Source organism: Pseudomonas sp. B37(2017), assembly GCF_002112885.1.
GTDB lineage: Bacteria > Pseudomonadota > Gammaproteobacteria > Pseudomonadales > Pseudomonadaceae > Aquipseudomonas > Aquipseudomonas paraglycinae.
This window is the reverse complement of sequence record NZ_NEIX01000002.1, coordinates 349,580-372,145: the sequence shown is the minus strand read 5'-3', so window position 1 is coordinate 372,145 and position 22,566 is coordinate 349,580. Positions and strand designations below refer to the sequence as shown.

The window sequence follows — 22,566 nt, the reverse complement described above, 5'->3', positions numbered from 1 at the left end:
TCGCGATGAGGGATTATCAGCAACAAATTCGTTGACTGACACTCCGCCTTCGCGAGCAAGCTCGCTCCCACAAGTACTGCATCTATTTCGAAATGCCGATTTATCAGGCCTGCCGCTGCGGAGCCTTGTGCACCATGGTGTAGGCGTAATCGACGCCCATGCCATACGCGCCGCTGTGTTCCAGCACCAAGTCCATTACCGCCTGATACGTGTCTTTGTGCGCCCAGTCACGCTGGTATTCGAGCAGCACTTGCTGCCAGGTCACCGGCACTGCGCCCGCCTGAATCATCCGCTGTACCGACATGTCGTGGGCTTCCTTGGTGGTGCCGCCGGACGCGTCGGTAACGATGTACACCTCGTAGCCTTCAGCCAGGGCTTCCAGCGCCGGGAAGGTCAGGCAGACCTCGGTCCAGAGCGCGGCGATGATCAGTTTCTTGCGGCCGGTGGCCTTCACGGCGTCAACCAGCGCCTTGTCTTCCCAGGAGTTCATCGAGGTGCGCTCGATCGGCTTCTGCTCCGGGTGCACCGCCAGCAGCTCCGGCCAGATGTAGCCGCTGAAGCTTTCGGTTTCGACCGAGGTGTAGATGGTCGGTACGTTGAAGATCTTGGCAGCCTTGGCCAGGCCGACGGTGTTGTTCTTCAGGGTCTGACGGTCGATCGACTGTACGCCGAAAGCCATTTGCGGCTGGTGGTCGATCAGGATCAGAGCGGAGTTGGTTGGGTTCAGCAATTCACGGATAGACATGGCGCGTTCCTTTTGATGTCGTTTCAGAGTTTCGATTGGGTAATGGGTGAGTCGAGTGGCGTGCCGTCTGCGGCGTTGTTGTCTCGGCTTGGATGTCACTTTAGGGGCTAGCCGATAAAGGGACAATTCCCTAAAATCGAGAATCATTGATTCTAAAAAAGGGACAATCATGGATCGCATCGAATGCATGCGCGCCTTCGTGGTGACGGTCGGCGAGAACGGCTTCGCAGCCGCCGCCCGGGCCATGGACGTGCCCCGCTCGAAAGTCAGCAAACAGATTCAGGCGCTCGAAGAAGCCATCGGCGTACAACTGCTGCAACGCACCACCCGCAGCCTGCACCTGACCGAGGCCGGTGCCGAATATTTCGAAGCAGCGCGGGAGGTGATTGCGGCACTGGACGAGGCCGAGCAGCGGGCGCGGGACGGGGTGGGTGAATTGCGTGGTGTGTTGCGAGTCAACGCACCGATGTCGTTCGGCCTGCGGCGACTGGGCAAACTGATTCCGCTGTTCCACGAGCAGCACCCGAACATCGAGCTGCAACTGGTGCTCAGCGACCAGCAGGTCGATCCGGTGCGCGGCGGGTTCGACGTGACGATCCGCATCGCCAGCCTGCCCGACTCGACCATGATCGCCCGGCAACTGGCGCCGGCGCCAAGAATCATGGTCGCCTCCCCTGCTTACCTCGAACGCGCGGGCACACCGCAAACCCCGCAGGATCTGCGCTCACATCAATGCTTGAACTACGGCTATCTGCAGAGCGGGGTCAGCCTGCAACTGTGCAACGGCAAGGAGACCCAGCGCGTCAACGTCACCGGGCCGTTGCACGCCAACAACGGCGACCTGCTGGCGCAAGCGGCCGAGGCCGGCATGGGCATTGCGCTGCTGCCGGACTTCATCGTCGAAGAAGCGTTGGCCGCCGGGCGACTGGTGCCGGTGCTGTGCGAATGGCAAGCCCCGGCAATCACCATCAACGCGGTGTATTCGTCAGCCCGGCGGGTGCCGCAGAAGACCCGGGCGTTTATCGAGTTTCTGGTGGGGCAACTGGCGCCGGCCTGCGAATCCCCAACCGGCTGATCCACACCGCCGCCAGGATCACGCTGCCACCGAGGAACAACCGCCCGAGCTCTTCATGCTGATTCCAGATCAGCAGGTTCAGCAGCAAGCCCACCGGCACGTGCAGGTTGTTCATCACCGCCAGGGTGCCGCCGTTGACCAGGCACGCGCCCTTGTTCCACCAGTACAAACCGAGTGCGGTCGAGACCAAACCGAGGAACACCAGCACGCCCCATTGCAGCGGTGCTTCGGGCAGGAAGTTGGATTTGCCGAACAGCAGGAACGCCGGCAACGCCACCGCCAATGCGCCGAGGTAGAAGAAACCGAAGCGCCGGTAGTGCGGCAGATCGCTCGGGTGTTTCGCCACCAGATGTTTGTACAGCACCTGCCCGGCGGCGTAGGTGAAGTTGGCCAGTTGCAGTAGCAAAAAGCCCATGAAGAAATCCGGGTTGATCCGGTCGTAACGAATCACCGCCGCACCTGCGACCGCCACCAGTGCGGCGATCAGCGCCCATGGGTTGAAGCGTCGGTTGAGTGCGTCTTCGATCAACGTCACATGCAGTGGCGTGAGGATGGTGAACAGCAGCACTTCCGGCACCGTCAGTACGCGGAAGCTCAGATACAGGCAGACGTAGGTCACGCCGAACTGCAACGCGCCGATCAGCAGCATGCCGCGCATGAACGCCGGCTCCACCGAGCGCCAGCGGGTCAGCGGAATGAATACCAGCCCGGCCAGCACCACCCGCACCAGCACCGCGAAGTAGCTGTCGACATGACCGGCCAGGTATTCGCCGATCAGACTGAAGGAAAACGCCTGGATCAGCGTGACAAAAAGTAGATAGCCCATGCTCGCCTCGATTTCGAATGGCGGCGACGATAGCGTTTTTTGCTTCTGATCGCGAACCCTCCAACAACACAGATCCATGTGGGAGCGGGCTTGCTCGCGAAGGCGGTGTGTCAGGCGATATCAATCTTGATTGAAACATCGCTTTCGCGAGCAAGCCCGCTCCCACAGGGGAGGTGCTGCGTTGCAAAAATCGCAGGCAAAAAAAAGCCCGATCTCGCTAAAGCGTTCAATCGGGCTACAGCACTCAGGAGCAACAAGTGCAAAGGGAGGTTCGATGCGCGTAGAGCCTTGAAGGGGTTGCGCCAGGTCACTAGAACAATCGGCGATTATCTGGCGATTAACATATCAAGCGACCTGGGACAGTTTGGCGTTGGCCTGGTTGAGGCCTTTCTCCTGGAAGTCGCCGCCCAGGTTCATGCCTTCGGCGTGGATGAAGGTCACGTCGTGGATACCGATGAAACCCATCACCTGACGCAGGTACGGTTCCTGATGATCCGCCGGGCCGCCGGCGTAGATCCCGCCGCGAGCGGTCAGCACGTAGGCACGCTTGCCGCTGAGCAGGCCTTGCGGGCCGGTTTCGGTGTACTTGAAGGTCACGCCGGCACGCAGTACGTGGTCGAGCCAGGCTTTCAGGGTGCTCGGGATCGCGAAGTTGTACATCGGCGCAGCCATCACCAGCACGTCGGCCGCCAGCAACTCATCGGTCAATTCGTTGGAACGGTCCAGCGAGGACTGCTCGCTGTCGTTGCGCTGCTCGGCGGATTTCATCCAGCCGCCCAGCAGGTTGATGTCCAGGTGCGGCACCGGGTTCACGGCGAGGTCACGTACGGTGATCTGATCGGCCGGATGCGCCGCTTTCCACTGACTGATAAAGGTCTGGGTCAGTTGACGGGAAACCGAGTCTTGCTGGCGGGCGCTGCTTTCGATGATCAGAACGCGGGACATGTTGTGTAGCCTCCATCCGAGAATGTTGTAAGTCGATGGAGTGAAGGTTAAACAGAGTCGTATCGATGAAAAAGCGCAAATAATTGCTGCAAAGCATCGAAAAATTCGTTTAGATGCAAGCCATACCCTGTGGGAGCCCACCCCCACAGGGCCGTGACGCTATTTCGGGGTGCAGCTCAGCTTGATGCGCAGCTTGATGATGGTCCGGGTGAACTTGGCCGTGGCGTTCTTATGCTTGCCCGCGGCCACTTCGATGTTGCGGGTGCGCGGCGCTTCCGGGCCGTTGGTGAACACCACCTTGCAGGTCGCGTCGACGTCGCCGTAGTTGTTGACCTGGATGGAGCCGATGTCGTTATCGGTGTCGAACGCGTTGTAGTCGATCTTCAGGCCGTTGAGGTCCTTTTCCACATCGATCGGGTACGCAAACGCAGTCAGCGGAAGCAGCGCCAGCAACACACAACAGAATTTTTTCATTCGGCAGTCTCCATGAGGGACCGCCAGCTTAGGACAAGAGGAGCTATTGATGAAAGCGCCCCGCGTGACCCTTGATCAATGGCGAACGTTGCAGGCCGTGGTCGACCACGGCGGATTCGCCCAGGCCGCCGAGGCCCTGCATCGCTCGCAATCGTCGGTGAGTTACACCGTCGCCCGCATGCAGGATCAGCTCGGCGTGCCGCTGTTGCGCATCGACGGCCGCAAGGCTGTGCTGACCGAAGCCGGCGGCGTGTTGCTGCGCCGTTCGCGACAACTGGTGAAACAGGCCAGCCAGCTGGAAGACCTCGCCCATCATATGGAGCAGGGTTGGGAAGCCGAAGTGCGGCTGGTGGTCGACGCCGCCTACCCGAGCGCCCGCCTCGTCCGCGCCCTGACCGCGTTCATGCCGCAAAGCCGTGGCTGCCGCGTGCGTCTGCGTGAGGAAGTGCTGTCGGGCGTCGAAGAAGTGCTGCTCGAAGGCGTGGCCGACCTGGCCATCACCGGCCTGAGCATTCCCGGTTACCTCGGCGCGGAATTGAGCGACGTGGAATTCGTCGCCGTCGCCCACCCCGAACACGCGCTGCACCGGTTGAACCGCGAGCTGAATTTCCAGGATCTGGAAACCCAGATGCAAGTGGTGATCCGCGACTCCGGCCGCCAGCAACCCCGGGACGTCGGCTGGCTCGGCGCCGAACAGCGCTGGACTGTCGGCAGCCTCGCCACCGCCGCCAACTTTGTCTCCAGCGGCCTGGGCTTCGCCTGGCTGCCACGGCACATGATCGAACGGGAATTGAAAGAAGGCCTGCTCAAGCTGCTACCGTTGGATCAGGGCGGCAGCCGCAATCCGAGCTTCTATCTGTACTCGAACAAGGACAAACCCCTGGGCCCGGCTTCGCAGATCCTCGTCGAACTGCTGCGCACCTTCGACACTCTGCCGCTGGACGCACCGTTCGCCGCCCCCGAACAAGCCTGACACGGAGTTCACCGATGGCGTATTTCGAGCATGAAGGTTGCAACCTGCACTACGAGGAATATGGCCACGGCGATCCATTGCTGCTGGTTCACGGTCTGGGCTCCAGCACCCTGGACTGGGAAATGCAGATTCCCGCGCTGGCCGCGCATTACCGGGTGATCGTTCCGGATGTGCGCGGTCACGGCCGCTCCGACAAACCCCGCGAGCGCTACAGCATCGCCGGGTTCAGCGCCGACATCGTCGCCCTGATCGAACATCTGAAGCTCGGCCCGGTGCACTTCGCCGGGCTGTCCATGGGCGGCATGATCGGTTTCCAGTTCGCCGTCGATCATCCGCGGATGCTCAAGAGCCTGACCATCGTCAACAGCGCGCCCGAGGTCAAGGTGCGCAGTCGCGACGATTACTGGCAGTGGTTCAAGCGCTGGAGCCTGATGCGCCTGCTCAGCCTCGCCACCATCGGCAAAGCCCTTGGCGCCAAGCTGTTCCCCAAACCGGAGCAGGCCGATTTGCGTCAGAAAATGGCGGAGCGCTGGGCAAAAAACGACAAACGTGCTTATCTCGCCAGCTTCGATGCGATTGTTGGCTGGGGGGTTCAGGAACGACTTTCCCGGGTCACCTGTCCAACCCTCGTCGTCAGCGCCGACCGGGACTACACCCCGGTTTCGCTGAAAGAAACCTATGTCAGACTGCTGCCCGATGCGCGGCTGGTGGTGATCGCCGATTCGCGCCACGCCACCCCGCTCGATCAGCCCGAACGCTTCAATCAAACGCTGCTGGAGTTCCTCGCCACAGCCGATAATCACCCTCAGGATCACTGACCCATGCTGAAAAAACTCGCCCTCGCCGCCGGCACCGTGCTGTTCGCTGCCAACCTGATGGCTGCCACGCCGGCAAAAGCGCCGCACGTGCTGCTGGACACCACCAACGGCCAGATCGAAATCGAACTGGACCCGGTCAAGGCGCCGATCAGTACTAAGAACTTCCTCGAGTACGTCGACAGCGGTTTCTACACCAACACCATTTTCCACCGCGTGATCCCGGGCTTCATGGCCCAGGGCGGCGGCTTCACCCAGCAGATGCAACAGAAAGAAACCAAGGCGCCGATCAAGAACGAAGCCAGCAACGGTCTGCATAACGTTCGTGGCACCCTGTCGATGGCTCGTACTTCCAACCCGGATTCGGCCACCAGCCAGTTCTTTATCAACGTCGCCGACAACGCCTTCCTCGACCCGGGCCGTGACGCCGGTTACGCGGTGTTCGCCAAAGTGGTCAAGGGCATGGACGTGGTCGACATCATCGTCAACTCCCAGACCACCACCAAACAGGGCATGCAAAACGTGCCGGTCGACCCTGTGATCATCAAGTCGGCCAAGCGCATCGACTAAGCTTTACAGGGCATATCGAGCGGTGCTGACTGACGTCACGCCGCTCACACTGATAAAAGGAGAGCCCGTGCTCCGGGCGGTTATCTGATGCTCTATCGCCGTTTCGAACAACTGATCGACATATTCCGCGATGCCCCGACGGCATCCCCGCCGGACCGCGTTCTGCCCTTCTATACCTATTACCTGAAGCAGGTCTGGCCGAGTTTCGCCGCCCTGCTGATCGTCGGCCTGTTCGGTGCCTTGATCGAAGTGGCGCTGTTCAGTTACCTGAGCCGCATTATCGACCTTGCCCAAGGCACGCCGAACGCAGACTTCTTCAAAGTGCACGGCGTCGAACTGGCGTGGATGGCGGTGGTGGCATTGTTGCTGCGCCCCCTGTTTCTGGCCCTGCACGACATGCTGGTGCACCAGACCCTCAGCCCGAGCATGACCAGCATGATTCGCTGGCAGAACCACAGTTACGTGCTCAAGCAGAGCCTGAATTTCTTCCAGAACGACTTCGCCGGACGCATTGCCCAGCGCATCATGCAGACCGGCAACTCGCTGCGCGATTCCGCCGTGCAAGCGGTGGATGCGTTGTGGCACGTGCTGATCTACGCGATCAGTTCGCTGGTGCTGTTCGCCGAGGCTGACTGGCGCCTGATGATCCCGCTGCTGACGTGGATCGCCGCCTACATCGGCGCGCTCTATTACTTCGTGCCACGGGTCAAGGACCGCTCGGTGGAAGCCTCCGATGCGCGCTCGAAGCTGATGGGCCGGATCGTCGACGGCTACACCAACATCGCCACCCTGAAGCTGTTCGCCCACACCAACTTCGAACAGCATTACGCCCGCGAGGCGATTCAGGAACAGACCGAAAAAGCCCAGCTGGCCGGCCGCGTGGTCACCAGCATGGACGTGGCCATCACCACCATGAACGGCCTGTTGATCGTCGGCACCACGGCGCTGGCCCTGTGGCTGTGGACGCAATCGCTGATCAGCGTCGGCGCGATTGCTCTGGCCACCGGCCTGGTGATCCGCATCGTCAACATGTCCGGCTGGATCATGTGGGTGGTCACCGGCATCTTCGAAAACATCGGTATGGTTCAGGACGGTCTGCAGACCATCTCGCAACCGGTCAGCGTCACCGATCGGGAGCAGGCCAAACCGCTGGCCGTGGCCCGTGGCGAAGTGCGTTTCGAGCACGTGGATTTTCACTACGGCAAGAAGAAAGGCATCATCGGCGACCTCAACCTGACCATCAAACCGGGCGAGAAAATCGGTCTGATCGGCCCGTCCGGCGCCGGCAAGTCGACCCTGGTCAACCTGCTGCTGCGCCTGTACGACGTCGAGGGCGGGCGGATCCTGATCGACGGCCAGAACATCGCCGAAGTCGGCCAGGAAAGTCTGCGCGCGCGCATCGGCATGATCACTCAGGACACCTCGCTGCTGCACCGCTCGATCCGCGACAACTTGCTGTACGGCAAGCCCGACGCCACCGACGCCGAACTCTGGGAAGCGGTGCGCAAGGCCCGTGCCGATGAGTTCATCCCGCTGCTGTCGGACGCCGAGGGGCGCACCGGATTCGACGCGCATGTCGGCGAACGCGGGGTGAAACTGTCCGGTGGCCAGCGTCAGCGGATCGCCATTGCGCGGGTGCTGCTCAAGGACGCGCCGATCCTGATCATGGACGAAGCGACCTCGGCGCTGGACTCGGAAGTCGAGGCGGCAATTCAGGAAAGCCTGGAAACCCTGATGCAGGGCAAGACCGTGATCGCCATCGCTCACCGCCTTTCGACCATTGCCCGCATGGATCGGCTGGTAGTGCTGGAAAACGGCAAGATTGCTGAAAGCGGCAACCATGCCGAACTGCTGGCCCATGGCGGATTGTATGCGCGGCTGTGGGCGCACCAGACCGGAGGGTTTGTCGGCATCGACTGATCGTTTTCACGCCTGGTCACTGATCGTTCCCACGCTCCGCGTGGGAATGCAGCCCGTGACGCTCCGCGTCACTGGACGCGGAGCGTCCCCTGAGGCATTCCCACGCGGACGGTTCGACGCCTCGACGTGGGAACGATCAACGTGAGATAAAACCGCCAGAGCCCTTTACCCACGGGCTCTGGCGGTTTTTTATCGCCTGCTGGAAATCCGCACAAACCCTGCTGTACTGAGCCAAGGCTCCGGAACGGAACCTGTCGTAAGTCTGCAGGGACGCACCACTCGATGCAGTCTCGATAGCACGTCTATCAAGGACTCTCTCATGTCTCTGTTCAAACGTTCAGTCACTGAGTTGCTGGGTACGTTCTGGCTGGTTTTGGGCGGTTGCGGCAGTGCGGTCATCGCCGCGTCTTCACCTTTGGGTATCGGCGTGCTGGGGGTGGCCCTGGCGTTTGGTCTGACGGTGCTGACCATGGCGTTTGCCATCGGCCACATCAGCGGCTGTCACCTCAACCCGGCCGTGTCGGTCGGTCTGGTCGTCGGCGGTCGGTTCCCGGCCAAGGAACTGCCTGCCTACGTCATCGCCCAGGTAATCGGCGGGATTCTGGCAGCGGCACTGCTCTACCACATCGCCAGCGGCAAGGAAGGCTTCGACATCGCTGCCGGCCTGGCCTCAAACGGTTATGGCGAGCACTCGCCGGGCAAATACTCGATGGCTTCCGGCTTCGTCACCGAGCTGGTGATGACCGCCATGTTCGTGGTGATCATCCTCGGCGCCACCGACAAACGCGCCCCGGCAGGACTGGCACCGATCGCCATCGGCCTGGCCCTGACGCTGATCCACTTGATCTCGATCCCGGTCACCAACACCTCGGTCAACCCGGCCCGCAGCACGGGCCCGGCGCTGATGGTCGGCGGCTGGGCGATCGCCCAGCTGTGGATGTTCTGGGTCGCGCCGCTGCTCGGTGCGGTGGTCGGCGGCGTGCTCTATCGCTGGCTGGGCAAGGAAGACAGCTGAGGGTGCCGGCGAGGATCAGGCTTGCCGATACGGCAAGGCGCTCCTCGCCTCTTCGGCATAGGCCAGGACACCGGCGCGCTCCTGGTGCAGGAAGTCTTTGACCGCGGCTTTCAAACCGGGATGGCGCAGGTAATGCCAGGAATGGGTGATCACCGGTTCGAAGCCGCGAATCAGCTTGTGCTCGCCCTGGGCACCGGCATCGAAACGTTGAAATCCATTGGCAATCGCATAGTCCATGCCCTGATAGAAACAGGTCTCGAAGTGCAGCCGGTCGAACTCGGCCAGGCATCCCCAATAGCGTCCGTAAAAACTGTCGCCGCCCACCAGGCTGAACGCCATCGCCACCGGCCGTGAGCCCTGCCGGGCCAGCACCACGCGAATCGATTCCGGCATGCGCTCGGCCAGCAGGCTGAAGAATTCCCGGGTCAGGTACGGCGCCTGCCGACGCACCGCGTAGGTGTTGGCGTAACAGGCATAGACGAAATCCCACTGGGCCTCGTCCAGCTCCCGCCCTTCCAGCCATTCGAACTCGAAGCCCTGCCCCGCCACTTGCTCGCGCTCCTTGCGCATCTGTTTGCGCTTGCGTGAGGCGAGCACGTCGAGGAAGTCCTGAAAGTCGCGGTAGCCGCGATTCTGCCAGTGGTACTGACAGCCGATGCGTTGCAGCCAGCCCGGCTGCTCGGCCATGGCGGCATCGGTAAACGCGTCGGTGAAATTGACGTGGGCGCTGGAGAGTTCTTCGATTTCCAGATACCCCGGCAGGCTCTTGAGCAGTTCGAATCCGTCTTCGACATTCGCTGCCAGCAACCGAGGGCCGCTGACCGGGCTGAACGGCACCGCGCTCAGAAACTTGGGGTAGTAATCGATTCCGGCCCGGGCGCAGGCATCGGCCCAGCCGTGATCGAACACGTATTCACCGTAGGAATGCCACTTGCGATAACCGGGCAGCGCCGCAATCACTCGCCCCGCTTCGACGTGCAGCAAATGCTCCGCTTGCCAGCCGGTGTGCGGGCCGACGCTGCCGCTGTCCTCCAGCGAAGCCAGGAAGGCGTGGCGCAGAAACGGCTGGTTTTGCGGGACCAGAACATCCCAGTCGGACGCTGGAATTTCCGACAGTTTATGCAGACGTTGCAGCGGCATTTTCCTCTCCACTTTCGGGCGTGAACGCCCGGCGAGTATCGCTGATCGGCCGTGCGTTGCCCACGCCCGATTGCGCGACAGCGCTCTAGATCAATAGTTCACGGCAGTTTTGTATCGTCATCAACCTGCCATCATCGTGCCACTGCTCTGTCATAAACCATCGCGATACTGGCGCCTGTTTTTAGAGCGCCGGGTTCTACCCCGGACACTGTTTTCCGACCGTCAAACCGTCGGTTGTGCCCAGGATGGTTCAGCCATCCCCTTCATCTTCGGAGATTGCTATGCGTCTTGCTTCCACGAAAACTGCGGCGGCCCTGTGCGGTGGCCTGTTGCTGGCCATGAGTGTACCGGCCAGTGCCGCAGTCGACGCCAAACTGCTCGACATGCTCAAGGCTAACGGTTCGATTTCCCAGGCGCAGTACGTAGAACTGCAAACTGAACTGGCCAAGGATCAGAAGGCCCAGCAAATCGCGCAGCAGGCGCAGCAAGAGACCAACGAGCAAATCGCGGCGACCGCGAAGAAAACCAACGAGCTCAGCAGTTTCGACCAGAAACTGGCCTGGGCCGCCAAGACCCAGTTCAAGGGCGACGTGCGTATCCGTCAGGAAACCATCAAGATCGATGGCGAGCCGAACAACGGCGGCCGCGACAAGGATCGCCAGCGCATCCGTGCCCGTCTGGGTGCGTACACCGAGATCAACCCGCAAGTCGACACCGGCATCCGTATCGCCACCGGCGGCGGCGACGACGCCCGTTCGACCAACCAGGACCAGGACAACTACTTCGACAAGAAGCAGATCTGGCTCGACCTGGGCTACATCGACTACCACCCGGACCAGATCAAGAACCTGCACATTATCGGCGGCAAGATGCTGCAACCGTGGGTGAGCATGGGCGACGTCATCTGGGACAGCGACATCAACCCGGAAGGTCTGGCCGTTACCTACAAGTATCCATTGGGCAGCAGCGTCGAACTGTTCGGCAGCCTGGGTAACTACAACCTCAAGGACAACGTCGACGGCGACGGCGTGCAGTTCCGTCACGACCTGCGCCTGACCGCCGGCCAGCTGGGCAGCCGCTTCACCATCACCGACAACCTGAAACTGACCCTGGGCGGCAGCGTCTACGCCTACCAGAACGACGAAGACAGCCGGTGCACCGGCACCTCCACGCCGTGCGCCCTGGCCGTCAACGGCAACTCGGCGAACAACGAATTCCGTCTGTACGAAGGCTTCAGCCAGGTCGACATCGGCGGCCTGCCAATGCCGCTGTCGTTCTATGGTCAGTACGTGAAGAACAACGATGCAGTGACCGATCAGGACACCGCCTGGCTGGTGGGTGCCAAGTCGAAAGTCTTCGGCCTGAACCTCGACTACAACTATCGTGACGTGCAGCGCAACGCGGTGGTCGGCGCCTTCACTGATTCGGACTTCGCCAACGGCACCACCGGTTCCCGTGGCCACAAGTTCAAGGTCGGTTACGACATCGACAAGAACTTCGCCATCGGTGCGACTTACTTCCTGACCAAGGCCGACTTCTCCAGCCGTACCCAGCGTGATGCAGACACCAACACCCTCCAGCTGGATGCGGAAGCGAAGTTCTAAGCAACCCGGCAACAGACTTCAAACGATGGGTTGCACATCCGCTTCCATCGTTTGAAGAGGCTTCAACAGACTGGCGCGGCCGCAGCGATCCCCATCATCCGTTCGCTGCGACCGCGCCAGTCTGTGTTTTCAGGATCGATCCTTGCGCCGCAGCTGTGCCAGCTGCTCGGCCAACGCGTCCACGCCCTCTTCAGGCTTTTGCGGCATCGCCCGCAACGTCGCCTGCATCAAACGCATCTGGCGAATGAAACGCCGGCAATTGCGGCAGAACATCAGGTGATGACGCACCATCAGTTTCTCGCGAAAGCTCAACTGGCCATCGAGATAATCGCTGGATCGCGCCACTTGCTCCTTGCAGGTCAACATTCTCCCGTCTCCTCAAAATGCTCCACGGTCGCGAAGACCTTCAAACGTGCCCGATGCAGCAGCACGCGGACATTGGAGAGCGAGATCTCCAGAAGATTACAGATCTCCTCCAGCTCCAGCCCCTGACGCTCGCGCAGCAACAGCACGCTGCTTTGCAGCTCCGACAGGCTCAACAACGTGTGTTCGAGGCATTCACGCAGCTCGCCTTCTGTCAGCAGCGCTTCGGGTGTGTCCTGGTGCCAGGCGAACGGTGCGACCAGCCAGTGGCCGTCGCCGGGAGAAAAACGATCGTCGTCGATGGTGCCGTGGGGGGACGGCAGATCATCCAGCAACACTTCGCGACGATTGAGTTTATAGCGGCTCTTGGCCGAGTTGGCGGTGATGGTCAGCAGCCAGGTCTTGAGACTGGAGCGCCCCTCGAAACGGCCGATATTGCGCACCACCGACAGCCAGGCATCCTGCACCACTTCCTCGACATTGCGCTGACCGACAATCGCGTAGGCCACCGCGCGCATGGGGCTTTGATAGGTGCTGACCAGTTCCTTGAAGGCTTTCTGTTCGCCTGCCAACAACCGTTCGAGCAGTTGTGTGTCGTCAACCGCCATCCATCAATCCCCTTTTCCTGACTCCGAAAATGATAGCGGCAGGATCTCTCCTGCCGCCAGTTTCGAAAATTACAGCGTTCGCGCCGATTCGGATGTAGGAAACGTCAGCGCGATTAAGAGGAAATGAACTCGCTCTTAGCGTTTACGCAGAATCACGCTACCAATCGAGTAACCGGCACCGAACGAACTCAGCACTGCCAGCGAGCCGGCTGCCAAATCGTCCTGATACTTGTGGAACGCGATCACGGAACCGGCGGAGCTGGTGTTGGCGTAGGTGTCGAGAATCACCGGGGCTTCTTCTTCGGTGGCTTCGCGGCCCAGCAGCTTGCGCACGATCAGGTGGTTCATGCTCAGGTTGGCCTGGTGCAGCCAGAAGCGCTTCACGTCGCCGACGTTGAGCTTGTTCTCTTCCAGATGTTCGCCGATCAGCTCGGCGACCATTGGGCAGACATCCTTGAACACCTTGCGGCCTTCCTGCACGAACAGTTTGTCGCGGGCGCCGATGCCCTCTTCCGCTGCGCGGTTGAGGAAGCCGAAGTTGTTGCGGATGTTGTTGGAGAACTTGGTCAGCAGTTTGGTGCTGACCACGTCGAACTGGTGCTTCGACATCGCCGTATCGGCACGCTCGATGATCACCGCAGTAGCCGCGTCACCGAAAATGAAGTGGCTGTCACGGTCACGGAAGTTCAAGTGACCGGTGCAGACTTCCGGGTTGACCATCAGGATCGCCCGGGCCTGGCCCAGTTGCACGGTGTTGGCCGCTTGCTGGATGCCGAAGGTCGCCGACGAGCAGGCAACGTTCATGTCGAAACCGAAACCCTGGATGCCCAGTGCTTCCTGGACTTCGATGGCGATGGCCGGATAGGCGCGCTGCAGGTTGGAGCAGGCGACGATCACGCCGTCGATATCGGCGGCAGTCTTGCCGGCACGCTGCAGGGCTTGTTCGGCAGCACCGATGGCCATCTGGCAGAGCACCGACCATTCGTCGTTGGAACGCTCTGGCAGACGTGGTGCCATGCGTTGCGGATCGAGGATGCCGTCCTTGTCCATGACAAAGCGGCTCTTGATGCCGGAGGCTTTTTCGATGAACGCGGCGCTGGACTCGGTCAGGGCCTGCACTTCGCCGCTGGCGATGGCTTCGGCGTTGTCCGCATTGAACTGGGCGACGTAGGTATTGAAAGACTGCACCAGCTCTTCGTTGGAGATGCTGTTGGCCGGGGTGTACAGGCCGGTGCCGCTGATGACGACGTTATGCATGGTCGTTTCTCTAATCTGTTCAGGCAGAAAGTGCTGGCACCGACGTGCCAACACGCAAAGGGTCCATTCCCGTATAAGGGACGCAAAAACCTGGCATCGCTTTATTCCGTTGCGCGGCCCGGCAAAGGCTCTGGGACGCGAAAACGGCATTTATGGTGGCGAAGTTTGCCATAACCGTGGCCATTTGGCGTCTTTCTCAAGATCGACGCGCAATGATCGTTCCCACGCTCCTGCGTGGGAATGCAGCCCGTGACGCTCTGCGTCACTGGACGCGGAGCGTCCCCGCAGGCATTCCCACGCGGAGCGTGGGAACGATCAGCGTCACTGTTCTACCTGGCTCCACTGTTTGTTCAGGCGCTTGTCGGAGATCGGCACTTTCGTCCCCAACTGCTGGGCGAACAGCGAAACCCGATACTCCTCCAGCCACCAGCGATACAGCTCGAGCTGCGGATCGCGTTTGCCTTCCTGGGCATGTTTGGCGGCGCGGGTCTGGTATTGCGTCCAGAGGCCGGCGAGTTCGCCGCTCCACACCCGATCCTTCTGCACCTGCGCACCCAGTTTCTCGAAACGTTGCTCGACCGCTTTCAGATAACGCGGCAACTCCTTGAGCCAGAGCATCGGCGTTTCCCGGACGAAGCCCGGATACACCAGATGACTGAGTTGCTGCTTGATGTCGTTGAGCGCCACCGCTTGAGCCAGGTCGATCTTGCCTTTGAAGCGCTTTTGCAGACCGTGCCAGAGCTTGAGGATTTCCAGAGTCAGGCGAGCCACCCGCTCGGCGTGCTCGGTCCAGCTGCCACGCTTGCGCTCGGCCAGTGCCGCCAGACCTGCGCCGTCACGCGGCAACGGGTCTTCGCCCTCGAGAATGCAGGTGTCGAGGCTGGCCAGCAGAATGTCTTCCACCAGCGCATCGACGCGACCCAGTTCGCGGTACAGCAACCCCATTTCGGTCAGGCCCGGCAACTTGCCGCGCAGGAACTTCGCCGGTTCGGCCAGTTGCTGCATCAGCAGGCGCTGCAAGGCGCGGCGGTGCTGAAATTCGGCTTCGGCCGGGGTCGAAAAGCGCCCTTCCTTGACCGTGCCGCCCTCTTCCACCAGCGCCGGATAGACCGTCATCGACAGCCCGGCGATCTTCTGCTGCGTCTTTTCCGCCACCGGCGCGAAGACCTTGGCCTCCACCGGCTGCTGGCTTTTCGCACTTTGCGGCACGGCCAAAGCAGCCTGGCTGGCTTCGGCGAAACGTGCGGTCAGTTCTGCCAGATCCCGTCCTTCGCCGAGGAACTTGCCCTGACCGTCGACGATTTCCAGGTTCATCCGCAGGTGGCTTTCAACCTGCTGCGCCGCTTCGGCCCAGGCTTCATCACTGACCCGCGCGCCGGTCATGCGCAGCAGTTCGCGGCCCAGCGCTTGCGGCAACGAGCCTTCGGCAAAGGTCATGCGCTGCAGCGCGGCCTTGATGAAGTCCGGCACCGGCACGAAGTTCTTGCGCAGGGCCTTGGGCAGGTTGCGCACCAGCGCAATGCACTTGGCCTCGATCAGACCCGGCACCAGCCATTCCAGTCGTTCCGGCGGCAGCATCGGCAACAGCGGCGCCGGCACACGCAGGGTCACGCCGTCGCGCGGGTGATTCGGTTCGAAGTGATAACTCAGCGCCAGTTCCAGATCGCCGATGTGCAGCGTGTCCGGGTAATGCTGGGCGGTGACTTCACTGGCCTCGCGAGCCAGTACGTCTTCCTCGCGCATGATCAGCAATTGCGGATCTTTCTGGCTGTTGACGCGGTACCAGCTGTCGAACGTCGCGGTCTGGTGGATCTCCGCCGGCAGTCGCGCGTCGTAGAACGCGTAGAGTGTTTCCTCGTCCGCCAGAATGTCCCGGCGACGGGCCTTGGCTTCCAGTTCGTCGAGCTGTTCGAGCAATTGCTTGTTGGCGGTCAGGCACTTGGCCCGGGACTGAATCTCGCCACGCACCAGGCCTTCGCGGATGAACAGCTCGCGCGAAACTACCGGATCTACCGGGCCGTAATGCACCGGTCGACGACCGACCACGATCAGGCCGAACAGGGTGATCTGTTCGAACGCGACGACCTGGCCGCGCTTCTTCTCCCAGTGCGGTTCGAAGTGGTTCTTCTTGATCAGGTGCCCGGCCAGCGGTTCGATCCAGTCGGCGTCGATCTTCGCCACCATCCGCGCGTAGAGCTTGGTGGTTTCCACCAGTTCGGCGGTCATCACCCACTGCGGGCGTTTCTTGCCGATACCCGACGACGGGTGAATCCAGAACCGCCGCTGACGGGCGCCAAGGTAATCGCCGTCCTCGGTTTTCTGGCCGATCTGGCTGAGCAGGCCGACCAGCACCGCTTTGTGCAGCTTCGGATAATCCGCCGGCTCTTTGTTCAGGCTCAGTTGCAAGTCGCGGCAGATCAAACTCAACTGACGGTGGGAATCACGCCACTCGCGCAACCGCAGATAGTTGAGGAAATTCTTGCGGCACCAGTTGCGCAGCGGGCTCGCCGTCAGCGCCTGGCGCTGCTCTTCAAAACCGCGCCACAGATTGACCAGCCCGGCGAAGTCGGAGTCAGCGTCCTTCCATTGGGCGTGCGCCTGGTCAGCGGCTTGCTGACGCTCCGGCGGACGCTCGCGCGGGTCCTGAATCGACATGGCGCTGGCGACGATCAGCACTTCCTGCAGGCTGCCGAGCTTCGCCGCCTCCAGCAGCATGCGGCCCATGCGCGGGTCCACCGGCAGGCGCGCCAGCTGACGGCCGAGCGGGGTCAGCTGACTGTTGCGGTCCACCGCCGAGAGTTCTTGCAGCAGGTTGAAACCGTCGCTGATTGCCTTGCCGTCCGGCGGCTCGATAAACGGGAAATCGGTGATCTCACCGAGGCGCAGATGGAGCATCTGCAGGATTACCGCCGCAAGGTTGGTGCGCAGGATTTCCGGATCGGTGAATTCCGGGCGACCGAGGAAATCCTCTTCGCTGTACAAGCGCACGCAGATACCCGGCTCGACCCGGCCGCAGCGACCTTTACGCTGGTTGGCGCTGGCCTGGGAAATCGCTTCGATCGGCAGCCGCTGAACCTTGGCGCGGTAGCTGTAGCGGCTGATGCGCGCGGTGCCGCTGTCGATCACGTAACGGATGCCCGGCACGGTCAGCGAGGTTTCGGCAACGTTGGTCGCCAGCACTACGCGACGGCCCGGATGGGACTGGAATATCCGCTGCTGCTCGGCCGGCGACAGGCGCGCGTACAACGGCAGGATTTCGGTGTGTTTGAGCTGGGCCTTGCGCAGCATGTCGGCGGCGTCGCGAATCTCGCGCTCACCCGGCAGGAACACCAGCACATCACCAGGACTGCGGCGTTCGCTACGCTCATAAGCGGCGATTTCGTCGAGGGTGGCGAGGATCGCCTGATCGACGGTCAGGTCGTCTTCGACACGGTTGCCCTCTTCGTCCTGCTCAAGCGTCAGCGGGCGATACCAGGTTTCCACCGGGAAGGTACGCCCGGACACTTCGACAATCGGTGCATCGTCAAAGTGTTTGGAGAAGCGTTCCAGATCGATGGTCGCCGAAGTGATGATGACTTTAAGGTCCGGACGACGCGGCAGCAGGGTTTTCAGGTAACCCAGCAGGAAGTCGATGTTGAGGCTGCGTTCGTGGGCTTCGTCGACGATGATCGTGTCGTAGCGTTCGAGGTAGCGGTCGTTCTGGGTTTCCGCCAGCAGGATGCCGTCGGTCATCAGTTTGATCAGGGTGTTCGAATCGCTTTGGTCTTCAAAGCGCACCTGATAGCCGACCAGCGCGCCCAGCGGCGTACCGAGTTCTTCGGCAACCCGACTGGCCACGCTGCGCGCCGCAATTCGGCGAGGCTGGGTGTGGCCGATCAGACCATGCTGGCCGCGACCGATTTCCAGGCAGATTTTCGGCAACTGGGTGGTTTTACCCGATCCGGTTTCGCCAGCGATGATCAGCACCTGGTGCTTTTCCAGGGCCTTTTTGATTTCGTCACGCTTGGCTGCAATCGGCAGGCTGTCGTCGTAACGGATCACCGGCAGGCTGGCCTTGCGCGCCAGCACCTGATCGCAGGACGCCTGCATGCGCGCCACCCACTGGGCCAGCTTGGCCTCGTCGGGTTTCTTGCGCAGCTCAAGCAACTGCCGCCGCAGCCGGTGACGGTCGGCGAGCATGGCGTGATCGAGGTTTTTCAGCAGTTTGTCGATGGAGGGCGATTCGTCGGTCATCGGGTACGCAATTCGGTCGTCTAGTGGCGCAAGGACGCGATTGTCGCAGATTTTACGACCGCTGCGCGGCCGATCGCGAGCAGGCTCGCTCCCACCCTGAATCTCCAGCGGCCATAAAACCGCTGCACAGCGCGATCAAATGTGGGAGCGAGCCTGCTCGCGATGAATTGCGCAGCAATTCCAGAAAGTCACTCGTTATCGAGGCCCTTTCGCCGATACGGAAAGACGTCGATGACTTTCCCCGCCCGAATCGCCTCTTGCAATCCCTTCCAGTAATCAGCGTTGTACAACTCGCCATGCAGCTGATCGAACAGTTTGCGCTGCGCCGAATCGGCAAACAGAAACGGCGGAAATTCCTCGGGGAACACGTCCAGCGGCCCGATCGAATACCACGGTTCGGAGGCCATTTCGTCCTCCGGCGTGCGCGGCGCCGGGATGTGGCGGAAATTGGCTTCGGTAAGAAAACAGATCTCGTCGTAGTCGTAGAACACCACCCGGCCGTGGCGGGTGACGCCGAAGTTCTTCAGCAGCATGTCGCCGGGGAAGATGTTGGCCGCCGCCAGTTGTTTGATTGCCAGTCCGTAATCTTCCAGCGCTTCGCGCACCTGGGCTTCGTTGGCGTTGTCCAGATAGAGGTTGAGCGGGGTCATCCGGCGCTCGGTCCAGCAGTGGCGGATCAGCACGGTTTCGCCTTCCAGCGACACCGTGGACGGCGCAACTTCCAGCAGTTCCGCCAGGCACGCCGGCTCGAACTTGCTCAACGGAAAACGGAAGTCGGCGAATTCCTGGGTATCGGCCATGCGCCCAACGCGGTCGACACTTTTCACCAGTCGGTACTTCTCGATCACTGTGGCGCGGTCGACGTTTTTCGACGGGGAGAATCGGTCCTTGATGATCTTGAACACGGTGTTGAAACCCGGCAGCGTGAACACGCTCATGACCATGCCGCGCACGCCCGGCGCCATGATGAACTGGTCATCGGTGTTGGCCAGGTGATTGATCAGGGCGCGGTAGAACTCCGATTTGCCGTGCTTGTAGAAACCGATCGAGGTGTACAGCTCGGCGATGTGCTTGCCCGGCAGGATGCGTTTGAGGAAACCGATAAACTCCGCCGGCACCGGCACATCCACCATGAAATACGAACGGGTGAACGAGAAGATGATCGACACATCCGCTTCGTCGGTGATCAGCGCGTCGATCTGAATCCCCCGCCCTTCGCGGTGCAGCAGCGGAATCACCAGCGGCCACTGATCGTCGTTGGTGTAGATCCGCCCGACCAGGTACGCGCCCTTGTTGCGGTACAGCACCGAGGAGAACAGCTCGACGCTCAGCTCCGGGTCCTTGCACACCCAGTCCGGCAGGTTCTCGCGCAGCTGTGCTTCCAGGCGATGCAAGTCACCGGGCAGATCGGCGTAGGCCTCGTTGAACCGGTAATCGGCAAAGATACTCGCGAGCATGGCCGAGATCTGCCCTTGCGGTTTATAGGTGCGGGTTTGCGCGGCGCGGGCCCGACGCAGGCTCGGGCGGGTGGTGTGGATGAACATGCAGCCGTCGCTGATCAGGTCGTGGCTGAACAAGCCGCAGAAAATCGAGTTGTACCAGGTCTCGGACAGCTCATCGTCAAAGCGCAGGTCGATAATGCTGATGTAGGCGCTTTTCACCAGCGGCCAACAGGTGACGTCCATCAAGGTGTCCGGCTCGAAATACTCGCGCAGGCGGGCGACGGTTTCACCGACCTTTTCTTCGTAGAGGTTGATCCGCGCCGCCGACGCGGTTTGTGTGTCCTGCCAGCGGGCCTGCTCGAAGCGCTCCCGGGCGCCGTCGGTGATTCGCCGGAAATGCTCGCGGTAATCGTCAAAGCCATCGAGGATCAGGCGGGCGATGTCGGTGGCTGGCCATTGCTGCGGCATAGATGAGACCTCTGCGGGAATTGGAGAATCTGTGCTCGAAGGCCTGAGCTTAGCCACGGAAGCGGGCGCAGGAGAAGCGCAATTTCTGCCAAATCCTCTTGCGGCTTGTACAGCGACACAGTTTTTATCAAAGTTTTTTTAATCGACCGTTCGGTCAATAAACGTCCACTTCGGTTCTCCCCACCACTGGGCGCCAGCCCGCGTTTTCTGTGGGTTTCGGATCCAATTCAGCGGCGACATCTCTAGCTCGCGCTTTTTCCCGACTTGTTCATTGCTGTCCATTCCATCTACCGATGACCAATGACTGGCCTTACCAAGATAGTGGCACTTTGATATACAGCCCGCCATCACCCGCCTCACAACAAGATCCTCGCTCACGAGGACGACCTCTCCCCAAACGCCCAAGGAGCACATTGATGTCTATCCGGAATCTGCGCATCGGTTTGCGCGCCAGTTTGTGTTTTGCCGTTCTGGCCAGTCTGCTGGTGGTGGTCGGCCTGTTCGGTCTGGGCCAGATGAAAACCCTGCGCGAGAGCGCAGCGGTGATCGAGGAATCGTGGATGCCCAGCATCGAAAGCATCCATGACGCAGCGGCGAACATTGCCAGCATCCGCCTCGAATCCCTGCGCCTGATCACCAGTACTCAGGCTGCCGTTCGCGAACGCAGCAAAGGCCTTCTCACCGCACAACGCCAGGAATTGCTCAAGCGCCTCGACGATCATAAGGCCCTGATTGCCAACGATCAGGAACGGGCGATGCTGGAAGGCCTGAGTGCCGACACCGCCAAGTACCTGAGCATCCTCGACCAGATCATCAAACAGATCGACGCCGGACAAAACGACCAAGCCTACGCACGCCTGACCAACGAACTGGCGCCCCAGGGCACGGTGCTCGACAAAACCCTGGAGCAAATGATCAGCCTCAATCAGCAAGGCGCGGATGTCGCGGCCAGGTCCGCGGCGGCGATGTACCAGCAGGCGCTGTGGATCGTCGCCACGATCATCGTCATCGCCCTGATTGCCACGTTGTTGCTGGCCTGGTTGCTGACCCGCAGCATCACCGCGCCGATCAATCAGGCGCTGAATGTGGCACGGCGGATCGCTTCGGGAGACCTCAGCGGTCGCATCGACAGCGACGGCAAGGACGAAGCGGCGCAGTTGCTCACGGCGCTGGCCGAGATGCAGGGCAATCTGCGTTCGACCATTCGTGGCATCAGCGAGTCGGCCCAGCAACTGGCCTCCGCTGCCGAGGAAATGAGCTCGGTTATGGAGCAGAGCACCCGCGGCCTGCAACAGCAGAATGACCAGATCGAGCAGGCTGCCACGGCGGTCACCGAAATGAGCACGGCGGTCGATGAAGTGGCCGCCAATGCGGTGTCCAGCGCCGAAGCCTCCGAAGCATCGAACGAGGACAGCAAGCACGGGCATGTGCAGGTCAGCGAGACCATCAGTTCGATTCAGGAACTGGTCAGTGCGGTGCTCGGTGCATCCGAACAGGCCGAGGGCCTTGCGACCCAGGCCCAGGACATCAGCAAGGTGCTGGAAGTGATTCGCGGCATCGCCGGGCAGACCAACCTGCTCGCCCTGAACGCTGCGATTGAAGCCGCGCGCGCCGGTGAGGCCGGGCGTGGGTTTGCAGTGGTTGCCGACGAGGTCCGCTCGCTGGCCCAGCGCACGCAGAACTCCACCGAAGAAATCGAGCTGATGATCAGCAGCATTCAGCAAGGCACCAGTGCCACCGTCGGTGCCTTGCAAAACAGCGCCGAGCAGGCCAGCCATACCCTGCGCCGGGCCAACAGCGCCGGCCAGGCTCTGGAGAAAATCACCGCGTCGATTTCGCAGATCAACCAGCGCAACCTGGTGATCGCCAGCGCCGCCGAACAACAGGCGCTGGTGGCCCGGGAAGTCGACGAAAACCTGGTGACCATCCGCGATCTGTCGACCCAGACCGCTGCCGGCGCGACCCAGACGTCTGCTGCCAGCCAGGAACTGTCGCGGCTGGCCGTCGACCTGAACGGGCTGGTGACGCGCTTCGTGATCTGATCAGAAAATTAAACGCCCGATTAACGGTTGCCATCGCCGGGGCCCTCGGCA

18 protein-coding genes are annotated in these 22,566 nt (G+C 61.3%); 8 read left to right on the top strand and 10 right to left on the bottom strand.

Going from position 1 to position 22,566, the window contains the following annotated elements:
* Positions 1–103 precede the first annotated feature (103 nt).
* Positions 104–745 (bottom strand): hydrolase, encoded by a 642-nt coding sequence (locus CAF90_RS08310; RefSeq protein WP_007956548.1) that lies wholly within the window; start codon positions 743–745, stop codon positions 104–106.
* Positions 746–914: 169 nt separating this feature from the next.
* Here CAF90_RS08310 and CAF90_RS08305 point away from each other — a divergent pair, with 169 nt between their 5' ends.
* Complete coding sequence (locus CAF90_RS08305) at positions 915–1,820, top strand: LysR family transcriptional regulator (protein ID WP_085605645.1); 906 nt, start codon at positions 915–917, stop codon at positions 1,818–1,820.
* Here CAF90_RS08305 and CAF90_RS08300 read toward each other — a convergent pair.
* From CAF90_RS08300 to CAF90_RS08290, 3 genes are all read right to left on the bottom strand, one after another.
* Entirely contained in the window at positions 1,765–2,646 is an 882-nt protein-coding gene (locus CAF90_RS08300) for a carboxylate/amino acid/amine transporter (protein WP_085605643.1), read from the bottom strand. The genes CAF90_RS08305 and CAF90_RS08300 overlap by 56 nt on opposite strands.
* A 345-nt stretch (positions 2,647–2,991) precedes the next feature.
* A complete protein-coding gene (locus CAF90_RS08295) occupies positions 2,992–3,591 on the bottom strand; it encodes an FMN-dependent NADH-azoreductase (RefSeq protein WP_007956545.1) in 600 nt (199 codons plus the stop codon).
* A 159-nt stretch (positions 3,592–3,750) separates the two neighbouring features.
* Positions 3,751–4,065 carry a hypothetical protein gene (locus CAF90_RS08290; RefSeq protein WP_011332961.1) on the bottom strand — a complete coding sequence of 105 codons (315 nt, stop codon included), beginning with the start codon at positions 4,063–4,065 and terminating at the stop codon, positions 3,751–3,753.
* Positions 4,066–4,114: 49 nt separating this feature from the next.
* On the opposite strand from CAF90_RS08290, the gene CAF90_RS08285 reads away from it, so the two are divergent.
* The 5 genes from CAF90_RS08285 to aqpZ all read left to right on the top strand — a co-directional run bounded on the left by CAF90_RS08285 (position 4,115) and on the right by aqpZ (position 9,358).
* Positions 4,115–5,038, top strand: a complete 924-nt coding sequence (locus CAF90_RS08285; protein ID WP_007956543.1) for a LysR family transcriptional regulator — start codon at positions 4,115–4,117, stop codon at positions 5,036–5,038.
* Positions 5,039–5,052: 14 nt separating this feature from the next.
* Complete coding sequence (locus CAF90_RS08280) at positions 5,053–5,856, top strand: alpha/beta fold hydrolase (protein ID WP_085605641.1); 804 nt, start codon at positions 5,053–5,055, stop codon at positions 5,854–5,856.
* Between the two features lie 3 nt (positions 5,857–5,859).
* On the top strand, positions 5,860–6,423 hold the full coding sequence (locus CAF90_RS08275; RefSeq protein WP_007956541.1) for a peptidylprolyl isomerase A: 564 nt from the start codon (positions 5,860–5,862) through the stop codon (positions 6,421–6,423).
* Between the two features lie 87 nt (positions 6,424–6,510).
* Entirely contained in the window at positions 6,511–8,343 is a 1,833-nt protein-coding gene (locus CAF90_RS08270; RefSeq protein WP_007956540.1) for an ABC transporter ATP-binding protein, read from the top strand.
* A gap of 319 nt (positions 8,344–8,662) precedes the next feature.
* Positions 8,663–9,358, top strand: a complete 696-nt coding sequence (aqpZ, locus tag CAF90_RS08265; protein WP_064383176.1) for an aquaporin Z — start codon at positions 8,663–8,665, stop codon at positions 9,356–9,358.
* 15 nt (positions 9,359–9,373) lie between these two features.
* Here the strand turns inward: aqpZ and CAF90_RS08260 are convergent, their stop codons facing one another.
* Complete coding sequence (locus CAF90_RS08260) at positions 9,374–10,498, bottom strand: GNAT family N-acetyltransferase (RefSeq protein WP_085605639.1); 1,125 nt, start codon at positions 10,496–10,498, stop codon at positions 9,374–9,376.
* 281 nt (positions 10,499–10,779) lie between these two features.
* Between CAF90_RS08260 and CAF90_RS08255 the strand changes: the two genes are divergently transcribed.
* Positions 10,780–12,102, top strand: coding sequence for a putative porin (locus CAF90_RS08255; protein WP_085605637.1), 1,323 nt, complete (start codon positions 10,780–10,782; stop codon positions 12,100–12,102).
* Between the two features lie 129 nt (positions 12,103–12,231).
* On the opposite strand, the gene CAF90_RS08250 is transcribed toward CAF90_RS08255, so the two are convergent.
* The 5 genes from CAF90_RS08250 to aceK form a co-directional block, all read right to left on the bottom strand.
* Positions 12,232–12,468 carry an anti-sigma factor gene (locus tag CAF90_RS08250; RefSeq protein ID WP_007956536.1) on the bottom strand — a complete coding sequence of 79 codons (237 nt, stop codon included), beginning with the start codon at positions 12,466–12,468 and terminating at the stop codon, positions 12,232–12,234.
* Positions 12,462–13,073 (bottom strand): RNA polymerase sigma factor, encoded by a 612-nt coding sequence (locus tag CAF90_RS08245; protein WP_085605633.1) that lies wholly within the window; start codon positions 13,071–13,073, stop codon positions 12,462–12,464. The genes CAF90_RS08250 and CAF90_RS08245 overlap by 7 nt, the downstream gene beginning before the upstream one ends.
* 135 nt (positions 13,074–13,208) lie before the next feature.
* Positions 13,209–14,330, bottom strand: a complete 1,122-nt coding sequence (locus tag CAF90_RS08240) for a beta-ketoacyl-ACP synthase III (protein WP_085605631.1) — start codon at positions 14,328–14,330, stop codon at positions 13,209–13,211.
* A gap of 321 nt (positions 14,331–14,651) precedes the next feature.
* Positions 14,652–18,563 (bottom strand): ATP-dependent RNA helicase HrpA, encoded by a 3,912-nt coding sequence (gene hrpA, locus CAF90_RS08235; RefSeq protein ID WP_085605629.1) that lies wholly within the window; start codon positions 18,561–18,563, stop codon positions 14,652–14,654.
* A 188-nt stretch (positions 18,564–18,751) separates the two neighbouring features.
* Positions 18,752–20,473 (bottom strand): bifunctional isocitrate dehydrogenase kinase/phosphatase, encoded by a 1,722-nt coding sequence (gene aceK, locus CAF90_RS08230; protein WP_085605627.1) that lies wholly within the window; start codon positions 20,471–20,473, stop codon positions 18,752–18,754.
* A 416-nt stretch (positions 20,474–20,889) separates the two neighbouring features.
* On the opposite strand from aceK, the gene CAF90_RS08220 reads away from it, so the two are divergent.
* Positions 20,890–22,515, top strand: a complete 1,626-nt coding sequence (locus CAF90_RS08220; protein WP_085605623.1) for a methyl-accepting chemotaxis protein — start codon at positions 20,890–20,892, stop codon at positions 22,513–22,515.
* Positions 22,516–22,566: the final 51 nt, after the last annotated feature.

Bases quoted from the DNA above. Each gene is read 5' to 3' on its own strand.
- CAF90_RS08295 (WP_007956545.1), bottom strand. From the start codon at position 3,591: ATGTCCCGCGTTCTGATCATCGAAAGCAGCGCCCGCCAGCAAGACTCG.
- CAF90_RS08255 (WP_085605637.1), top strand. From the start codon at position 10,780: ATGCGTCTTGCTTCCACGAAAACTGCGGCGGCCCTGTGCGGTGGCCTG.
- CAF90_RS08260 (WP_085605639.1), bottom strand. From the start codon at position 10,498: ATGCCGCTGCAACGTCTGCATAAACTGTCGGAAATTCCAGCGTCCGAC.
- CAF90_RS08290 (WP_011332961.1), bottom strand. From the start codon at position 4,065: ATGAAAAAATTCTGTTGTGTGTTGCTGGCGCTGCTTCCGCTGACTGCG.
- CAF90_RS08245 (WP_085605633.1), bottom strand. From the start codon at position 13,073: ATGGCGGTTGACGACACACAACTGCTCGAACGGTTGTTGGCAGGCGAA.
- CAF90_RS08275 (WP_007956541.1), top strand. From the start codon at position 5,860: ATGCTGAAAAAACTCGCCCTCGCCGCCGGCACCGTGCTGTTCGCTGCC.
- CAF90_RS08250 (WP_007956536.1), bottom strand. From the start codon at position 12,468: ATGTTGACCTGCAAGGAGCAAGTGGCGCGATCCAGCGATTATCTCGAT.
- CAF90_RS08300 (WP_085605643.1), bottom strand. From the start codon at position 2,646: ATGGGCTATCTACTTTTTGTCACGCTGATCCAGGCGTTTTCCTTCAGT.
- aqpZ (WP_064383176.1), top strand. From the start codon at position 8,663: ATGTCTCTGTTCAAACGTTCAGTCACTGAGTTGCTGGGTACGTTCTGG.
- hrpA (WP_085605629.1), bottom strand. From the start codon at position 18,563: ATGACCGACGAATCGCCCTCCATCGACAAACTGCTGAAAAACCTCGAT.
- CAF90_RS08270 (WP_007956540.1), top strand. From the start codon at position 6,511: ATGCTCTATCGCCGTTTCGAACAACTGATCGACATATTCCGCGATGCC.
- CAF90_RS08305 (WP_085605645.1), top strand. From the start codon at position 915: ATGGATCGCATCGAATGCATGCGCGCCTTCGTGGTGACGGTCGGCGAG.
- CAF90_RS08240 (WP_085605631.1), bottom strand. From the start codon at position 14,330: ATGCATAACGTCGTCATCAGCGGCACCGGCCTGTACACCCCGGCCAAC.
- CAF90_RS08310 (WP_007956548.1), bottom strand. From the start codon at position 745: ATGTCTATCCGTGAATTGCTGAACCCAACCAACTCCGCTCTGATCCTG.
- CAF90_RS08220 (WP_085605623.1), top strand. From the start codon at position 20,890: ATGTCTATCCGGAATCTGCGCATCGGTTTGCGCGCCAGTTTGTGTTTT.
- CAF90_RS08285 (WP_007956543.1), top strand. From the start codon at position 4,115: ATGAAAGCGCCCCGCGTGACCCTTGATCAATGGCGAACGTTGCAGGCC.
- CAF90_RS08280 (WP_085605641.1), top strand. From the start codon at position 5,053: ATGGCGTATTTCGAGCATGAAGGTTGCAACCTGCACTACGAGGAATAT.
- aceK (WP_085605627.1), bottom strand. From the start codon at position 20,473: ATGCCGCAGCAATGGCCAGCCACCGACATCGCCCGCCTGATCCTCGAT.